This is a genomic window from Paenibacillus sp. FSL H8-0280, from assembly GCF_045040665.1.
Taxonomy (GTDB): Bacteria; Bacillota; Bacilli; order Paenibacillales; family Paenibacillaceae; genus Paenibacillus; species Paenibacillus xylanexedens_A.
In genome coordinates, this window is sequence record NZ_CP150296.1 from 70,022 (window position 1) to 87,807 (window position 17,786).

17 protein-coding genes and 1 rRNA gene are annotated in these 17,786 nt (G+C 48.1%); 17 read left to right on the top strand and 1 reads right to left on the bottom strand.

The features are described 5' to 3' along the window. Position 1: 1 nt before the first annotated feature. The 15 genes from MHI12_RS00325 to MHI12_RS00395 all read left to right on the top strand — a co-directional run bounded on the left by MHI12_RS00325 (position 2) and on the right by MHI12_RS00395 (position 14,359). Complete coding sequence (locus MHI12_RS00325) at positions 2–772, top strand: type III pantothenate kinase (protein WP_026081372.1); 771 nt, start codon at positions 2–4, stop codon at positions 770–772. 73 nt (positions 773–845) lie between these two features. Further along, the gene (gene hslO / locus MHI12_RS00330) at positions 846–1,766 is read left to right on the top strand and encodes an Hsp33 family molecular chaperone HslO (protein ID WP_047844508.1); all 921 of its coding nucleotides are present in this window, start codon (positions 846–848) and stop codon (positions 1,764–1,766) included. A gap of 23 nt (positions 1,767–1,789) precedes the next feature. Further along, positions 1,790–2,740 (top strand): peptidyl-prolyl cis-trans isomerase, encoded by a 951-nt coding sequence (locus MHI12_RS00335; protein WP_405171205.1) that lies wholly within the window; start codon positions 1,790–1,792, stop codon positions 2,738–2,740. Positions 2,741–3,083: 343 nt separating this feature from the next. Next, complete coding sequence (gene cysK / locus MHI12_RS00340; RefSeq protein WP_036668448.1) at positions 3,084–4,022, top strand: cysteine synthase A; 939 nt, start codon at positions 3,084–3,086, stop codon at positions 4,020–4,022. Positions 4,023–4,162: 140 nt separating this feature from the next. Continuing rightward, positions 4,163–5,779, top strand: coding sequence for an anthranilate synthase component I family protein (locus MHI12_RS00345; RefSeq protein ID WP_405171206.1), 1,617 nt, complete (start codon positions 4,163–4,165; stop codon positions 5,777–5,779). A 50-nt stretch (positions 5,780–5,829) separates the two neighbouring features. Beyond that, positions 5,830–6,405 carry an aminodeoxychorismate/anthranilate synthase component II gene (pabA, locus tag MHI12_RS00350; protein WP_036606106.1) on the top strand — a complete coding sequence of 192 codons (576 nt, stop codon included), beginning with the start codon at positions 5,830–5,832 and terminating at the stop codon, positions 6,403–6,405. A gap of 1 nt (position 6,406) precedes the next feature. Next, positions 6,407–7,291: an aminotransferase class IV gene (locus tag MHI12_RS00355; RefSeq protein WP_405171207.1), complete on the top strand. Its 885-nt coding sequence runs from the start codon at positions 6,407–6,409 to the stop codon at positions 7,289–7,291. Next, complete coding sequence (folP, locus tag MHI12_RS00360) at positions 7,288–8,151, top strand: dihydropteroate synthase (RefSeq protein WP_341005683.1); 864 nt, start codon at positions 7,288–7,290, stop codon at positions 8,149–8,151. Before MHI12_RS00355 ends, folP begins: the two co-directional genes overlap by 4 nt. A 116-nt stretch (positions 8,152–8,267) precedes the next feature. After that, on the top strand, positions 8,268–8,630 hold the full coding sequence (folB, locus tag MHI12_RS00365; protein ID WP_062838071.1) for a dihydroneopterin aldolase: 363 nt from the start codon (positions 8,268–8,270) through the stop codon (positions 8,628–8,630). A 9-nt stretch (positions 8,631–8,639) separates the two neighbouring features. Beyond that, the gene (gene folK / locus MHI12_RS00370) at positions 8,640–9,188 is read left to right on the top strand and encodes a 2-amino-4-hydroxy-6-hydroxymethyldihydropteridine diphosphokinase (protein WP_405171208.1); all 549 of its coding nucleotides are present in this window, start codon (positions 8,640–8,642) and stop codon (positions 9,186–9,188) included. Next, on the top strand, positions 9,149–9,343 hold the full coding sequence (locus tag MHI12_RS00375) for a helix-turn-helix domain-containing protein (protein ID WP_405172908.1): 195 nt from the start codon (positions 9,149–9,151) through the stop codon (positions 9,341–9,343). The genes folK and MHI12_RS00375 overlap by 40 nt, the downstream gene beginning before the upstream one ends. Before the next feature lie 96 nt (positions 9,344–9,439). Next, positions 9,440–10,459, top strand: a complete 1,020-nt coding sequence (gene dusB, locus MHI12_RS00380) for a tRNA dihydrouridine synthase DusB (RefSeq protein ID WP_091018303.1) — start codon at positions 9,440–9,442, stop codon at positions 10,457–10,459. 250 nt (positions 10,460–10,709) lie between these two features. Beyond that, positions 10,710–11,189 carry a transcription elongation factor GreA gene (gene greA, locus MHI12_RS00385; RefSeq protein ID WP_036606099.1) on the top strand — a complete coding sequence of 160 codons (480 nt, stop codon included), beginning with the start codon at positions 10,710–10,712 and terminating at the stop codon, positions 11,187–11,189. Positions 11,190–11,305: 116 nt separating this feature from the next. Continuing rightward, positions 11,306–12,817, top strand: coding sequence for a lysine--tRNA ligase (gene lysS / locus MHI12_RS00390; RefSeq protein WP_047844500.1), 1,512 nt, complete (start codon positions 11,306–11,308; stop codon positions 12,815–12,817). Between the two features lie 204 nt (positions 12,818–13,021). After that, positions 13,022–14,359 (top strand): TrkH family potassium uptake protein, encoded by a 1,338-nt coding sequence (locus MHI12_RS00395; protein WP_036606097.1) that lies wholly within the window; start codon positions 13,022–13,024, stop codon positions 14,357–14,359. Between the two features lie 84 nt (positions 14,360–14,443). Here MHI12_RS00395 and MHI12_RS00400 read toward each other — a convergent pair whose 3' ends face one another. Further along, positions 14,444–15,034, bottom strand: a complete 591-nt coding sequence (locus MHI12_RS00400) for a TetR/AcrR family transcriptional regulator (RefSeq protein WP_405171209.1) — start codon at positions 15,032–15,034, stop codon at positions 14,444–14,446. An 86-nt stretch (positions 15,035–15,120) separates the two neighbouring features. Between MHI12_RS00400 and MHI12_RS00405 the strand changes: the two genes are divergently transcribed. Both MHI12_RS00405 and MHI12_RS00410 read left to right on the top strand, forming a co-directional pair. Next, positions 15,121–15,672: a hypothetical protein gene (locus MHI12_RS00405; protein WP_341005687.1), complete on the top strand. Its 552-nt coding sequence runs from the start codon at positions 15,121–15,123 to the stop codon at positions 15,670–15,672. Between the two features lie 439 nt (positions 15,673–16,111). Continuing rightward, positions 16,112–17,664 (top strand): 16S ribosomal RNA (locus MHI12_RS00410). Positions 17,665–17,786 lie beyond the last annotated feature (122 nt).

Sequence of the window (17,786 nt, forward strand, 5' to 3'; positions counted from 1 at the left end):
TTTGATTCTAGTTGTAGACGTGGGGAACAGCAATATGGTGCTCGGCGTATATCAAGGCCGGGAATTGCTGCACCACTTTCGTCTGAGTACATCACGTCAGTCAACAGTGGATGAATACGGCGTATTGATTTATAATTTATTTCATATGTCCGGCATCAGGGCAAGTGACATCGAAGGTGTCATCATCTCATCTGTGGTACCGCCACTGGTGAATGTAATCGAAGCGATGTGTGAGAAGTATGTAGGCAAAAAAGCTTTGCTCGTTGGGCCTGGTATCAAAACTGGCTTGAACCTGCGATACGAGAACCCTCGTGAAGTGGGTGCAGATCGTATTGTTAATGCAGTGGCAGCCGTTGAGAAGTATGGCGGCCCTCTCGTCGTGGTCGATTTCGGTACTGCAACGACCTTTGACTGTATTGACGAGAAAGGTCACTACCTGGGGGGAGCTATTGTACCTGGCATTCAGATTGCCACTGAAGCGCTCTATGAGCGGGCATCCAAGTTGCCTCGTATAGAGCTGGAGAAACCTAAAAAGGTCATTGGCCGTAATACTATTCATGCTATGCAAGCGGGTATTATATTTGGCTATGCAGGGCAGGTAGATGGTATTGTAGAACGTATTCGCGAGGAGATGGGAGCGAAGCCCCGAGTTATCGCGACGGGTGGTCTCGCTACACTTATCGCAGAAGAAACCCGTAGTATAGAGGAAGTTGATCCGCTGCTTACGCTTGAAGGGCTGCGTATTATATATGAGCGGAACCGGGAAAGGTGAGCATAGTGACGGCATACAGCGGGCTGAGATTACAGCTTAAGTGTTGTGCCGTTTTTTCTGTGTTACGACTATTATGGCGATACGCCAAAGGAGGCTGAATGACTTGGAAAACAACAACAAGCATGACCGGTTAATTCGTGGTACAGCAATGAATGGAAAGGTAAGAGCCTTTGCTATCCAGACTACGGAACTGGTTGAGGAACTACGGAGAAGACACGATACGTTTCCCACGGCTACAGCTGCCATGGGGCGTACGGTTACAACAGCAGCCATTATGGGTGCAATGCTCAAAGGTGAAGAGAAGTTAACGGTACAAGTCAACGGTGATGGGCCCATTGGACAGATTGTAGCTGATGCCAATGCGAAAGGCGAAGTACGAGGATATGTTTCTAATCCGCATGTACATTTGCCAAGCAATAGTGTGGGAAAACTGGACGTTGCAGGCGCGGTTGGAACGGAAGGTTTCATCAACATAACGAAGGATTTGGGACTGAAAGAACCATATCGTGGCAGTGTGCCTATTATTTCAGGAGAACTGGGCGAAGACTTCACGTACTACTTTGCGCAATCGGAGCAAACACCTTCTGCAGTAGGCGTTGGTGTGCTCGTTGATACGGATAATTCCGTTATTGTCTCAGGTGGATTCATTATGCAGCTGTTGCCGGGATTGACAGATCCAGAGATCACGGCGATCGAAAACGCCATTAGTACGTTGCCGCCAGTGACGACGCTGCTGGAGCAGGGACTTGAATTGGAAGAGTTGCTTCGCCGATTGTTGCCAGATGTACAAGTGATGGAAGGATTGGATATTCATTTTAGCTGTGAGTGTTCACGTGAGCGAGTAGAGAAGACGCTGATCAGCCTGGGCCAAACGGAGATGGAGCAATTAATTGAAGAAGAGGGCCAGGCTGAAGTAGTCTGCCAATTCTGTAATGAAGCCTATGACTTTAACAAAGAACAACTTGAGACCATCCTAGAGCAAGCCAAGAACTGATCTATGCGGGGACGGGATGCGGAATGACAAGACAGGAAAAAGGGTTGTGGACGGCTGTAATTGTCTTGACGCTGGGCATGCTGGTTATGGGAACGGTGATGGCTATGCATGGTCTTAGACAGGGCAAAGACGGGGCAGATGCGTCTCATGATGCCAATACGGAAGAAGGAAGCACCGTAGCGACGATCAACGGAGAAGTCATCACGGACAAAGAGTGGACCGATGCGCTGAAAAGACGCTATGGCAGCGAGTTATTACTCCAGATGTTAAACCGTAAAGCAGTATTTGCCGAAGCAATTGAACGCAAGCTGATCGTCACTCCCCAAGAGATTGCAAGAGAACTTGCCGCCGCGATGGATGGGTACGATTCAGAGAAATCATATTTTGACGAAATGAAGTCTCAATTGGGCCTGTCGAAACAGGAACTTGAATTGGAAGCCGGCTACAGGCTGCTGCTTGAGAAAATCGCAACGATTAGCATACAGATCAAGGATGCAGATATTGAGCATTACTGGACTGAACACCGTGAGGATTACGTTTCTCCCGAGAAATATGACTTGTCCATTATCGTAGTGAAGGAAAAAGATGAAGCTGATTCCTTACTGGATGCGTTGGAGAAGGGGGAAGACTTTGAAGAAGCTGCTCGCAAGCAATCGACGGACAGCTTCTCTCGTGATGCTGGTGGCAGGCTGGGATGGATTGAGCGGAATGATCCATTCCAGTCAGAAGAAATCCTTCAACTTGCTGCCGGGCTGGATGTAGGCGATATTGCCGGACCGGTTCGAGTGGAAGAAGGCTATGTTATTATCAGACTTAATGATAAAGAAGAACGCCAGGTGCAATCTGCCGAAGAAGTTCGTGAGGAGATTCGAATGGAACTGGCTCTGAGTCAGGCTGATCCGTTGCCGCAGGTAGAGCAAATGCTGCGTAACAAGTATGAAGCCGTAATCCTGTCCGAGATTCCTGCCTCCTGAATGCAATGAAAAAGATTGTCTCGTACTGCTGCATCTTGATAAAAATACTCTGTCTGCGGTCTTAGGGCCAAAGGCAGAGTATTTTTTTTGAGTACTCATATTGACAATAAGGGTTAACGTTGATAAGATGAAAATAATAAATACCTACTCGTTTACTCGGATATAAAAGATTTACTTATGAACAAAGAAACTTTCGGAAACCTCCGCCCTGCTAGAAATCTTAGCAGTAAGGGATAGGATCAACAGGATTTCCGCAGTTCTTCTATAACAGCTAGAGGCTACCGGCCGCACAGTATAGGTTACAGGACTCAAGTTTTATTCATCCACTAAGGAGGGCATTCATATGGCTAAAGTAGTTAATAACGTAACAGAACTCATCGGAGGTACTCCGCTTGTTCGTCTGAACCGTATCGTACCTGAAGGCAGTGCTGAAGTATTCGTGAAGCTGGAGTACCAGAATCCAGGTTCAAGCGTGAAAGACCGTATCGCAATTAGCATTGTGGAAGAAGCGGAAAAAGAAGGCAAGCTAAAACCAGGTGATACCATTATTGAAGCAACAAGTGGTAACACGGGAATTGGACTCGCGATGGTGGCTGCAGCCAAAGGCTACAAGTCCGTTATTGTAATGCCTGAGACGATGAGCTTGGAGCGTCGCAACTTGCTTCGTGCGTATGGTGCTGAGCTTGTGCTTACACCTGGAGCTGAAGGTATGAATGGTGCTGTTAAAAAAGCCGAAGAACTGCTGAAAGAAAACCCTTCCTATTTCATGGCTGAGCAATTTAAAAATAAAGCCAACGTGAAGATTCACCGTGAAACGACTGGCCCTGAGATTGTTGAAGCAATTCAATCTGTAGGCGGTACGTTGGATGCTTTCGTTGCGGGAATCGGTACAGGTGGAACAATTACAGGTACAGGCGAAGTGCTGAAAGAAGCTTTCGCTGGTATTAAAATTGTTGCAGTTGAGCCAGCAGCTTCGCCAATTCTGGCGGGCGGCAAACCAGGACCACATAAGATCCAGGGGATTGGTGCCAACTTTATCCCTGAGATTCTGGATCAGGAAATCTATGATGAGATCATTCACATTGAGAATGATGATGCATTCGAGACGGCTCGTCAGGTAGCGAAGGAAGAGGGCATTCTGTCTGGGATTTCTTCCGGTGCGGCGATCCGTGCAGGTCTTCAGGTAGCGAAACAGTTGGGTGAAGGCAAGCGCGTTGTCGTAATCGTGCCAAGTAACGGCGAACGTTACCTCAGCACACCTCTTTACAACTTCGAAGGCTAAGTCTACAAATGACAAAACCAATCCTCCTTGCCCGTATGACGGGTATGGAGGATTTTTGGCGTAATGCTTTTAAAAGGGGCGGCGCTTTAGTATACTATCAGACAATAGAACTAGCGACAGATGGAGGGCGGTACACCGCAATGACACACCTGATGACAACATACGCCGACTGGATGGAGTGGGCTGAACAAGGCTGGACCATGATGCCCTATATCACGAAGTCGGATGAGGGACCGTATCATGGCGGTTTACCGTTATCGTGGGAGGCAGCCTGGGAGCAGGCGTCACCATACGCAATTGTGCTGGAGAATGGCAAAGGCGGGAGATATACATTTCTGGGGTTAGACCCCGTATCCGTTATTTCCGGCAAGGGTCAAGAAGCGGTTATTCATGATGTGACGCAAGGAACCGCCATGACGGACAGCGGCAAGCCGCTTGATGTATTGAAGAGATGGACTGCCCCGTATCGTGCACCCAAGGTTAATGGGGCTCCAGACTTTGGGGGTGGATACGCGGGTTATCTCAGCTACGATGTAGCAAGATCATTGGAGAAGCTCCCAGACTTGGCTGAGGATAACCCGGCTCTGCCGGATTATTGGTGGATGCGCTTTGAAGAAATATGGGCGTATGACCATGAGCAGCAGGCACTTTTTTGCATGGTTCATCTGGCTATAGAGCCTAACCGGAACGAAACTGATATCCGTAGCCTATATTCAGCGGCAGAAGCACGAGCGACAGCGATGCAGCAAAGATGGCTTCATATTATGGGGGCTGCACAGGCTGAGGAACAACAACAGCAGGCACTGGAAAGCCGCAACAAGCAGGTCAATCGTACACCGCAGCCTGAAGATGCGGAAAGGGAATCGGAAGGATGGGAGACCTCCTTTCCCCAGGAGGACTTTGAACAAGCTGTGCGTACGGTACAGGAATATATCAGGCAGGGTGATGTGTTCCAGGTGAATCTGTCCTTGAGACAGGAGAAGCGGCTTCATTCGAGCGCTGAGCATATTTATGAATGGCTGCGCCTTGTGAATCCATCACCATATATGGGTATGCTGCGTAGTCCAGACTTTCAACTGGTAAGCGGATCTCCCGAGCTTCTGGTCAAAGTGGAGAATGGCAAAGTCAGTGCACGTCCCATCGCAGGAACCCGAAGAAGGGGCCGGGATGAAGCAGAGGATAAAGCTATGGCGGATGAACTGCTCAGCAGTGAGAAGGAACGAGCGGAGCATATTATGCTCGTTGATCTGGAACGTAATGATATCGGACGGATTGCGGCCTACGGTTCGGTTCATGTGCCTGAATTGATGACCATCGAGAAGTATTCCCATGTCATGCATCTCGTTTCCCAGGTGGAAGGCAGGCTGGCAGAAGGGTTATCCGTATTTGATGTGATCGCTGCGACATTCCCGGGTGGAACGATTACCGGGGCGCCGAAAGTCCGCACCATGGAGATTATCGAGGAACTTGAGCCTGTACGGCGTGGGCCTTATACGGGTTCCATCGGGTGGATGGATTACAGTGGGAATATGGAATTGAACATCGTCATTCGTACGCTTGCCATTAAGGACGGTATTGGTTATGTACAGGCCGGGGCAGGGATTGTTATTGATTCCGATCCATATCGGGAATACAAGGAATGCCGCAACAAGGCAAGAGCTATGATGAGAGCTGTGAATTACAGCGAAGAGGCGGAAGCAAGCAGAGCTATTGAACAAGAACAAGCGGAGCGAACAGAAGCTGTGAAACTAAAATAAAACGAAGCAACCGTCACTTGCATTGACGGAAGATGAGGAGGAGCAGGCATATGATACTGGTTATCGATAATTACGATTCCTTCACGTACAACCTGGTTCAATATCTGGGTGAACTGGGCGAGACGGTGGAAGTTCGCCGCAACGACGAGATTGATCTGGCAGGCATAGAGGCACTGGCACCTGATCATATTCTGATCTCTCCGGGCCCGTGTACACCGAATGAAGCGGGTATTAGTCTGGCAGTCATCGATCATTTCAAGGGAAGCATTCCGATCTTTGGTGTTTGTCTGGGACATCAGTCCATTGGACAAGCGTTTGGTGGCAATGTCATTCGTGCGGAGCGCATGATGCACGGTAAAACATCCGAGATGCACCATAACGGGACATCGGTCTTTGCCGGATTGCCATCTCCATTCACAGCTACCCGTTATCACTCCCTCATTGTCGAGCGCAGCAGCTTGCCTGACTGCCTGGAGATTACAGCGGAGACAGCTGAAGGTGAGATTATGGGTCTGCGCCACAAAGAATATGCGATTGAAGGTGTTCAGTTCCACCCGGAATCCATTATTACAGACCATGGTCATCAGATGCTTCGTAACTTTTTGTCCCAACAAGTGAAGGTATAACATGCAATATGCCGCGATAAATGGAGAGTTGGTCAATATGGCGGCGGCCGTGGTTCCTGTAACGGATCACGGCTTTTTGTACGGACTGGGCCTGTTTGAGACGTTCCGGACGTATCAAGGTGTCCCATATCTTTTGGAACGGCATCTGGAGCGAATGGCTTCGGGGTGTAGGGAACTTGGTATTCCTTTTACAACGACCACAGCAGAGGTGACAGATTGGATTCAACGTTTGATGGATGCGAACGGACTTCGGGATGCGTATGTGCGTTATACGGTATCAGCCGGTGAAGCACCGCTAGGCTTACCTTCTGGTGATTATTCAAAGCCAAATCATATTTTGCTGGCAAAAGCATTACCTGAACCTTCTCCCTCTTTATATGAGAGCGGCAAAATGCTCCAACGGTTGTCTACACCTCGCAACACGCCCGAAGGAGAAGTTCGGTTCAAGTCGCTACATTACATGAATAGCATTCTGGCGAAACGGGAGCTTAATGGATACGGGCAGCATGTGCAGGGTGCGGAAGGGTTACAATTAAACCGGGATGGTCATGTAGCGGAAGGGATCGTCAGCAATGTATTTTGGGTACGGGAAAATGTGCTCTACACGCCAGCAATCTCAACCGGCATTCTGCCGGGCATCACTAGAGCTGTGGTAATGGAGATCGGCACGCAGCAAGGAATTCCCTGCATAGAAACGTTAGCTGCCTGGGAGGAACTCCTGCAAGCAGATGAAATATTTTTAACCGGCTCGGTGGCAGAACTGGTTCCGGTGACAATTCTGCGGGATCAGGAGGGAGCCGAAACAATAATCAGCAACGGACATATAGGCCCGGTTACAGCATTCCTTCTGGGTATGTACCGGGAGAAAGCGGGGTATACTTCATGACACTTACACCTGTCATCTATGAACGGAACTATGCATGGGGACCAGCTAAGTTGAAGCTGGGTGAAAGAACACAGATTATGGGCATTCTTAACGTCACGCCTGACTCGTTCTCGGATGGTGGACGTTATACCAACGTGGAGCGGGCGGTTGCCCATGCCAAGCAGATGATGGAGGACGGGGCGGACCTGATTGATATTGGCGGGGAGTCCACCCGGCCAGGTTCAGATGTCGTGGGCGCCGATGAAGAGCTTAGCCGGATTATTCCGGTTATTGAGGCATTGCATCAGCAAGCCCCACACATTCCGATATCGGTAGACACGTATAAGGCCGATGTTGCACGTCAGGCTATTCTAGCCGGTGCCCATATTATTAATGATGTGTGGGGTGCCAAGGCAGATGCAGATATGGCCCGCACGGCAGCAGAGCTGGGGTGTCCCATCATTCTGATGCATAATCGGCAGGAGAGAAACTATACCGATTATCTGAGTGATGTCGTGAGCGATTTGCAGGAGAGCATACAGATTGCGTTAACAGCCGGCGTGAAAGCAGAGCAAATTATCCTGGACCCGGGTATTGGTTTTGTGAAGGATCTCGAAGAAAATCTGAAGCTCATGTCATCGCTCGGTTTGCTCAATGAAATGGGATATCCGGTTCTGCTAGCCACCTCACGCAAAAGATTCATCCAGAACACCCTGGATGTCGGGGCGGATGATGCGCTGGAAGGAACGGCTGCGACCGTTGCATTTGGCATTGCCCAAGGGTGCCAGATGGTTCGCGTTCATGATGTGAAGCCGATTCGGCGGACGGCAGACATGTGTGATGCCATGTTGTATGCTTCTCCGGGTATACGGAGGAAATAATGCTGGCGGGTCCGAGTGACCCGTCCAGTGGAAGCGCAGCGTTTTTCAAAGGCGAAGCTAAGGGATAACTTTAAATAGATTAAAATTTCAATATATATAGAGGGCAGGCGGATCGTATGGATAGAATGGTATTGCATCGTATGGAGTATTACGGATATCATGGTGTTTTTGCAGAAGAACGGAAGCTTGGGCAGCGGTATTATATTGATCTGGAGATTGATATGGACCTGAGTGAGGCTGGACGTAACGATGATCTGACCAAAACGATCAACTATGCGGAGATTCATGAGCTGGTAAAACAGATTGTAGAGAATAAATCATTCCAGTTAATTGAAGCTTTGGGCGAACATATTGCATCTTCTTTACTAGACACTTATACTATTATCAATGCATTGACAGTCAAGGTGACGAAGCCACATCCGCCATTCGATATTCATTTTGAGGGCGTAACGGTAGAGCTTCGCCGCACAAGAAAGTGAGAACCGATCATGATTGCACATTCGACCTCTGAATCTTCAGAGGCTTATATTGCTTTAGGGGCCAATTTGGGTGACCGGGAACAGACGCTGTTTGAAGCATTGTCTTTGCTGGATGATCACCCTCATATATCCGTTCTGCGTTGTTCTGCACTATATGAGACGGAGCCTGTAGGATATGTAGATCAGCCTGCATTTCTGAATATGGCAGTCGCCGTACAGGCGATGCTGACACCAGAGCAGTTGCTCACGGAATTATTGGATATCGAGAACCGGCTCGGTCGTGTTCGTGATATTCGCTGGGGACCGCGCACTGTTGATCTGGATCTGCTCTGGATGCACGGTGAGACGCGAGATACCGAATTGCTTCAATTGCCTCATCCCCGCATGGGAGAACGGGCTTTTGTGCTGGTCCCACTGTCGGATATCGTACCGGAGGGCGAGATTTCAGGTTTGTTTACCTTTGTACACTCATCGTTGTCTGTACTGGATGGAAAGGATGGAATACAGCTTTGGAAAACATGCAATTGGCCAACCGAATCCGGGCATTCCGGAAGCTGAAAGGTTTAACACAACATGAACTTGCGGCCGAGACCGGCATCTCGCTGGCCATTCTGGGAACCATTGAACGAGGAAACCGTAAGGTATCACAGCAAGAGCTCGATCGAATTGCTTGTGTGCTGGCAATCAGTATCGAGGAGTTGCGGGGCAACTAGGACCGTTTCGGTTTCGTCATGTTACAACAACCAAGACACCGATCAAACTTTATATCGTGATATATACAGAATTAAAAAAGGAGTGGAACGACTACCGTGCTTAACATTGGTGGCATTGAAATGAAAAACCAGGTCGTACTTGCGCCGATGGCTGGCGTATGTAATCCGGCTTTTCGTTTGATCGCAAAAGAATTCGGAACAGGCCTCGTATGCGCGGAGATGGTGAGTGGCAAAGCCATTGTCCATGGCAACCAGCGTACACGTGAGATGTTGTTTGTAGATGAGCGTGAGAAACCGCTGAGCCTTCAGATTTTTGGGGGAGATCGTGATTCCCTTGTAGAAGCAGCCAAAATCGTGGACCAAGAAACCAATGCAGACATCATCGACATTAACATGGGATGCCCTGTGCCAAAGGTAACGAAATGTGATGCCGGTGCACGTTGGTTGCTTGATCCGAACAAAATCTATGAGATGGTATCCGCTGTCGTGGACGCGGTGGAGAAGCCGGTGACGGTCAAGATGCGTATCGGCTGGGATAACGAGCATATCTTCGCGGTGGAGAATGCGCTCGCGGTTGAACGTGCTGGTGGACAGGCGGTAAGTGTACACGGCCGTACGCGTGAGCAACTCTATACAGGCACAGCTGACTGGTCACACATCAAAGATGTAAAAGAAGCTGTCTCTATCCCAGTGATCGGCAATGGTGATGTCCATACACCAGAGGATGCACGCCGTATGCTGGATGAAACGGGTTGTGACGGAGTTATGATCGGTCGTGCTGCCCTGGGTAATCCATGGATGCTGTATCGTACCATTCAATACTTAAGCACGGGGGAATTGCTTCCTGACCCGAATGGCGAAGAGAAGATTCGTGTTGCCATCCTGCATATGGATCGCCTGATCGCATTGAAGAATGAGACAGTTGCCGTACGCGAGATGCGCAAACATCTGGCTTGGTATTTGAAAGGTTTGAAAGGATCTGCCCGCATCAAGGACGTTATTATGGAAGGAACCAAGCGGGACGAGATGGTACAGATTCTGGAGAACTTTGTGAGTCAGCTGAAAAGCGAAGGTAATTTGGAGTCAGAACCGGTAATCGCCGGAAATGCATCTTAATTATAAACGCATCTGTAAAACGTTTACACCTATAGGGGACTAACATTGACTTTTCGAGATCGTTCCCCTATAATTTCTCAGTATAAATTCGCCATGTGCGTTAATAAGGCTATAGCATCAGGAGGAATATTCTATTTCTCTGGAGAACTTCATATAGTTTTGAAGATGTATGCGAGCGGAGCTCTGTAACAAGCACTGATTCCGTTGCCGTACAATCAAATTTATTCCCATGACAGGAGAATCGGTTGAGATGAGCGACAAGGAAGTTATCCTTACACCAGAAGGACTCAAGAAGCTGGAAGAAGAATTGGAAACATTGAAATCAGTGAAGCGCCGCGAAGTGGCTGAACGGATTAAGGTAGCCATCGGGTATGGAGATATCAGTGAAAACTCTGAATACGAAGACGCGAAGAATGAGCAAGCTTTCATTGAAGGACGTGTAATCACGTTGGAGAAATTGCTTCGTAACGCGCGGATTATTAACAGCGACGAGATCGATACCGATGCCGTAAGCGTGGGTGCAACCGTCACTGTAGAAGATCTGGAGTTTGGCGACATCACGGAATATACGATTGTAGGTACTGCGGAGGCAGACCCGCTTCAGAACAAGATATCGAATGAGAGCCCTGTAGGTAAAGCGATTCTCGGCAAGAAAAAAGGTACAGTTGTTGATGTAAGTGTGCCTGCTGGCGTAATTCAATATAAAATTATGGACATTAAAAAGCTATAGCAACGAAGCAGTTGGGCGCGGTAAACAAAAGCTTCCTTAGGGAAGCTTTTTCAACATTAGAGGAAAAACGTCCTCTCGCGATGCCTGCAATGTAAATAAGGAGATGAATACAGATCATGACGGATGAAGTCTTGAATCAGGAAACCGAACTTAGCGAGCTTTTACAAATTCGCCGTGACAAATTGGACGAGCTCCGCAAATTGGGAATCGACCCTTTTGGCCAAAAATACGTACGTACCGAAGAAGCCGGCTCCATTCTGAAGAAGTATGAAGAACTGACCAAGGAAGAGCTGGAAGAGAAGCACATCGAAGTCAGTATTGCCGGACGGATTATGGCGAAGCGGGGAATGGGTAAAGCAAGCTTCGCACATATTCAGGACCTGAGCGGCAGAATCCAGATCTATGTTCGTCAGGATAGCGTGCCTGAAGACAAGTATGCGGCATTTAGCCTGCTGGACCTTGGCGATATCGTTGGGGTAACGGGTGTGATCTTTAAGACCAAAACAGGTGAAACTTCTGTCAAAGTGAAAGATCTTGAAGTGCTGTCCAAATCGCTCTATCCGCTTCCGGATAAATTCCATGGTCTCACCGATGTAGAGCTGCGTTACCGCCAGCGTTATGTTGACCTGATTATGAGTCCGGACGTACAACAGACCTTTATTGCACGTTCCAAAATCATTCAATCGATGCGTCGTTACCTGGATTCCCTTGGATATCTGGAAGTGGAAACACCTACGTTGCATACGATCGCAGGAGGAGCGGCAGCACGTCCGTTCATCACACATCACAATGCGCTGGATATGGAACTGTACATGCGGATTGCGATTGAACTTCACCTGAAACGTCTGATTGTTGGCGGACTGGAGAAGGTATATGAGATCGGCCGTGTATATCGGAACGAAGGTATGTCCACACGTCACAATCCAGAGTTCACAATGATTGAATTGTATGAGGCATATGCCGACTACAAGGATATTATGCAATTGACGGAGAACCTGGTTGCTCATATTGCACAGGAAGTACTGGGTACGCAAGTGATCCAGTATGGAGATTATGAAGTAGATCTTACGCCACAGTGGCGCCGTGTTACGATGGTGGATGCAGTTAAGGAAGTCGTGGGCGTAGACTTCTCCGTACACATGACGGATGAGGAAGCACATAACTTGGCGAAAGAACATAAGGTTCCGGTTGAAAAACATATGACATTTGGTCATATTCTGAACGCGTTCTTTGAAGAATTTGTAGAAGAGACGTTGATTCAACCGACATTCATTATGGGACATCCTCTTGAAATCTCACCACTAGCGAAGAAAAATGATGTAGATCCGCGCTTTACGGATCGCTTCGAATTGTTCATCGTTGGACGCGAGCATGCCAATGCCTTCACAGAGCTGAATGATCCAATCGATCAGCGTCAGCGCTTTGAAGCACAGATGCTGGAGAAAGAACATGGGAACGACGAAGCTCATGAGATGGATGACGACTTCATCCGTGCGCTCGAATATGGTATGCCACCAACAGGCGGATTGGGAATTGGGGTGGATCGTCTGATCATGTTGCTTACCAACTCCCCGTCGATTCGTGACGTACTGCTCTTCCCGCACATGCGTCCTCGTACACAAGATTAAATAAGGAACGTAGGATACGTTCATAATAGAAGAGGAACCTGCCGATCAGTATCATGCTGGGGCAAGTTCCTCTTTAGGTTTACATAGACGCTAAAAATAAAGTTTGTCAGAAGGCCCTTGCTCACAGCACACCATTAGGGTAGCACCGCGTCTTGAAATTGTTAGATTAATCTGTTCGTATTTTTGTTAAAAGAGGTGCCCTTCATGAAGTTCAGGCTTCACTTTGCCAAATTCTTATCTCCTCCGTTAATTCTGGTCGGTGGTTTTCTGCTTATCATTGCGATTGGAACGGTGCTTCTCATGTTGCCAATCTCCAACCAAAGCGGTATGCATTTGGCGTTTATTGACGCGCTCTTTACATCAACTTCTGCCGCATGTGTAACTGGACTTGTCGTTGTGGATGTAGGGACGACCTTTAATTTGTTTGGTCAGATCGTCATTATGGTATTGATGCAGCTTGGTGGACTCGGCTTCATGACCATGGCTACCCTCTTTGCGCTTGTATTGGGCAAGCGAATCTCCCTCAAGGACAGACTATTACTCAAAGAAGCCATTAATGCAGACAGTATGGAAGGGATAGTACGCATTATCCGCAAGGTATTGATTTTTTCCTTTACCATTGAAGGGGTGGCGGCTGTCATACTAGCGCTGCGCTGGGCAACGGAGATGCCATTGGGTCAGGCGGTATACTATGGAATATTTCATTCCGTTTCATTGTTTAATAACGGCGGATTTGATCTGTTTGGCAACAGCTTTCAATACTACACCGGAGATTGGATATTCAATGTGACCGCTTCTGTGCTCGTTGTCTCTGGTGGGTTGGGTTTTGTTGTATTAAATGATCTGTTTGAGTATCGCAAACGCCGCCGTTTATCTCTTCAGTCCAAGCTGGTGCTGTCTGTATCCGGAGCACTGATCGGTATAGGAGCGATTGTGTTGTTTGTTTTCGAATTCACCAATGGACATACACTGGCTTCACTCACTTGGAGCGAGAAGATCTATGCGTCCTTCTTCCAGTCTGTCTCTACACGTTCGTCGGGAACGAGCACAATCGATATCACGGAGATGAGGCAGGCTACCCAGTTTTTCTTCATCCTGCTGATGTTTATCGGAGCTTCCCCAGGATCGACCGGGGGCGGGATCAAGACGACTACATTCCTGATTATGATTGGTGCAGTGTATGCCATGATTCGGGGAAATAAGGATATTGTGTTTTTCCGCCAGCGTGTTCCGAAAGAACTGCTGATGAGGGCGCTGACCATTATTATGGTTTCTCTGATCATATTCATGATCGTGGTGATGCTTCTGCTTACGACAGAGGATGCGCCATTCCTTTCACTGATGTTTGAAGCTGCATCCGCAATCGGTACCGTGGGTCTTTCTGTGGGAGTGACTGATGAGTTGACCAATTGGGGAAAAATAATTATTACCTTTACCATGTTTGTAGGTCGGATTGGGCCATTAACCATCGCGTATGCCCTTCGTCCGCGCAAAGAGAAGAAACTGTATCGTCATCCGGAGGGCCGGATCATTATCGGATAAAAATAAAAACCGTCAGACATTCAGAACTAACTCCTGTTATCGTAACGGGCCTTAGTACAACGAATGTGCTGCGGTTTTTTTGGTTTAACGGCACAAGGAAGCAAGATGCAAAGTGAGAACATCGTCCATAAGTTTGGCATTCATCTGATCCGGTCTAAGCACGGTATGTATGCCTAAGCCATCCACGAGTGCATACAATCTTTCAATCTCCAGTTCTTTGTCCAGATCGGCTCTGGAGAGGTCGAGCTTTATCAGGTAGGTGATAACAGAGCCTACAGCTTGTCTGAGTTCATCATATACGGTATTAGCAAGTTCTTTGAGTGTAGGATCGGTTTTCGATCTGGCTGTAAAAGCGTACCACACCTCCATTTCGGCCAGTTTTTCTTCTGTGTTTGGTAAGAATTCGAGCAATAGGCATTTCATATTGTCCATGGGAGAGCCGGTGAAGGACATTTTTTGGACTCGATGAGACACCCGTTCAGATACCAAATTCATGGCATATCGTAGTAGTTCCGATTGAGTAGAAAAGTAGTGACGCATCGAACCGACCGAAACTCCAGCTTCTTCAGCGATATTCCGAACAGAGGCCTGTTCCATGCCATCTCTTCGTATAATACGCCAAGCTGCCTCGGCCACGAGCATGCGCTGTTTATCGTGATCAACAATTTTAGGCATAGGCATAGTATATCACTATTGATTATTATAATACATACGTGCTAAATTATATTTAATACAATTGTATCAAAAAAGGAGAGGCTGAAATGATCGGTTATTTCATTATAGGTTGTGAGATTGCCTTTTGGGTGTTTGTGTTCGCGGGTCTGAGTGTCAGGTATCTCTTTGGCATGAAGCGAATAGGCATCGGTTTGTTAATGGCGACGCCGGTTATCGATCTGTTATTGCTGGTAGCTACAGTTATGGATCTACAGCGAGGAGCTACAGCAAGTATGATTCATGGTATAGCTGCGGTGTATATAGGAGCAAGCATTGCCTATGGTCACCAGATGATCGCTTGGGCGGATCGATATTTCCTATATTGGTTCAAGGGTGGAGAAAACCCTCGTAGCAACAAGTTATATGGTAGAGAACATGCGAGTCGTGAGCGTAGTGGATGGTTTAGACATCTATTGGCTTGGGCTATAGGAAGTGCTTTTCTGTTCGCCATGATATGGTGGATTGGAGATGCTGAACGTACAGCTGTCTTCAATAATCTGATCAGAGTGTGGGGAATGATACTCGGAATCGATTTCCTGATAAGCTTTAGTTACAGTTTATGGCCAAGAAAGGTTCCTGCTAGGAATGTTAAACATTAAAAAGTTAGGTGGACGTGCGTATGAAGTTGCTAAGTTGGGAGAATAACATATGTACGTCCGTATTAGATCAAACCGATTGTTAAATATACTTTCAAAAAAAGACTTGCATTCAATATCTGTACATGGTATATTCTAATTCCGGCCAAGAAAACACGGTTTACACGGTGCGGCAAGCAAATGAAATAAGCTTCGAAAGAAACTTAAAAAAGAGCTTGCAAAGTTGGTTCGGATGTGATAAGATATAAAAGTTGCTGAAGAGAACGACATTCGGTAACGAAACAAGTTTGATCTTTGAAAACTGAACAACGAGTGAGTAAACATTCTGCTTGCAGAATGAACGCGAAAGTTTGAAACAAGCCTTGGCTTGAATCGACTGGAGCACAAATGAGATTTTTAATCTCGTCAGATTCAAAATGAGCTTATCGCTCTTTTCAATACTTTATTGGAGAGTTTGATCCTGGCTCAGGACGAACGCTGGCGGCATGCCTAATACATGCAAGTCGAGCGGACTTGAAGAGAAGCTTGCTTCTCTGATGGTTAGCGGCGGACGGGTGAGTAACACGTAGGCAACCTGCCCTCAAGTTTGGGACAACTACCGGAAACGGTAGCTAATACCGAATAGTTGTTTTCTTCGCCTGAAGGAAACTGGAAAGACGGAGCAATCTGTCACTTGGGGATGGGCCTGCGGCGCATTAGCTAGTTGGTGAGGTAACGGCTCACCAAGGCGACGATGCGTAGCCGACCTGAGAGGGTGATCGGCCACACTGGGACTGAGACACGGCCCAGACTCCTACGGGAGGCAGCAGTAGGGAATCTTCCGCAATGGGCGAAAGCCTGACGGAGCAATGCCGCGTGAGTGATGAAGGTTTTCGGATCGTAAAGCTCTGTTGCCAGGGAAGAACGCTTGGGAGAGTAACTGCTCTCAAGGTGACGGTACCTGAGAAGAAAGCCCCGGCTAACTACGTGCCAGCAGCCGCGGTAATACGTAGGGGGCAAGCGTTGTCCGGAATTATTGGGCGTAAAGCGCGCGCAGGCGGTCATTTAAGTCTGGTGTTTAATCCCGGGGCTCAACCCCGGATCGCACTGGAAACTGGGTGACTTGAGTGCAGAAGAGGAGAGTGGAATTCCACGTGTAGCGGTGAAATGCGTAGATATGTGGAGGAACACCAGTGGCGAAGGCGACTCTCTGGGCTGTAACTGACGCTGAGGCGCGAAAGCGTGGGGAGCAAACAGGATTAGATACCCTGGTAGTCCACGCCGTAAACGATGAGTGCTAGGTGTTAGGGGTTTCGATACCCTTGGTGCCGAAGTTAACACATTAAGCACTCCGCCTGGGGAGTACGGTCGCAAGACTGAAACTCAAAGGAATTGACGGGGACCCGCACAAGCAGTGGAGTATGTGGTTTAATTCGAAGCAACGCGAAGAACCTTACCAGGTCTTGACATCCCTCTGATCGATGCAGAGATGTATCTTTCCTTCGGGACAGAGGAGACAGGTGGTGCATGGTTGTCGTCAGCTCGTGTCGTGAGATGTTGGGTTAAGTCCCGCAACGAGCGCAACCCTTATATTTAGTTGCCAGCACTTCGGGTGGGCACTCTAGATAGACTGCCGGTGACAAACCGGAGGAAGGTGGGGATGACGTCAAATCATCATGCCCCTTATGACCTGGGCTACACACGTACTACAATGGCCGGTACAACGGGCTGCGAAATCGCGAGATGGAGCCAATCCCAACAAAGCCGGTCTCAGTTCGGATTGCAGGCTGCAACTCGCCTGCATGAAGTCGGAATTGCTAGTAATCGCGGATCAGCATGCCGCGGTGAATACGTTCCCGGGTCTTGTACACACCGCCCGTCACACCACGAGAGTTTATAACACCCGAAGTCGGTGGGGTAACCGCAAGGAGCCAGCCGCCGAAGGTGGGATAGATGATTGGGGTGAAGTCGTAACAAGGTAGCCGTATCGGAAGGTGCGGCTGGATCACCTCCTTTCTATGGAGAATCGTTTCCTGCAACGGAAACATTCAAATATGCAGCTTAGCTGCAAAACACTCACTCGTTGTTCGGTTTTGAGAGCTCAAACTCTCAAAACAGCTTGCTTTTGCATGGAGCTT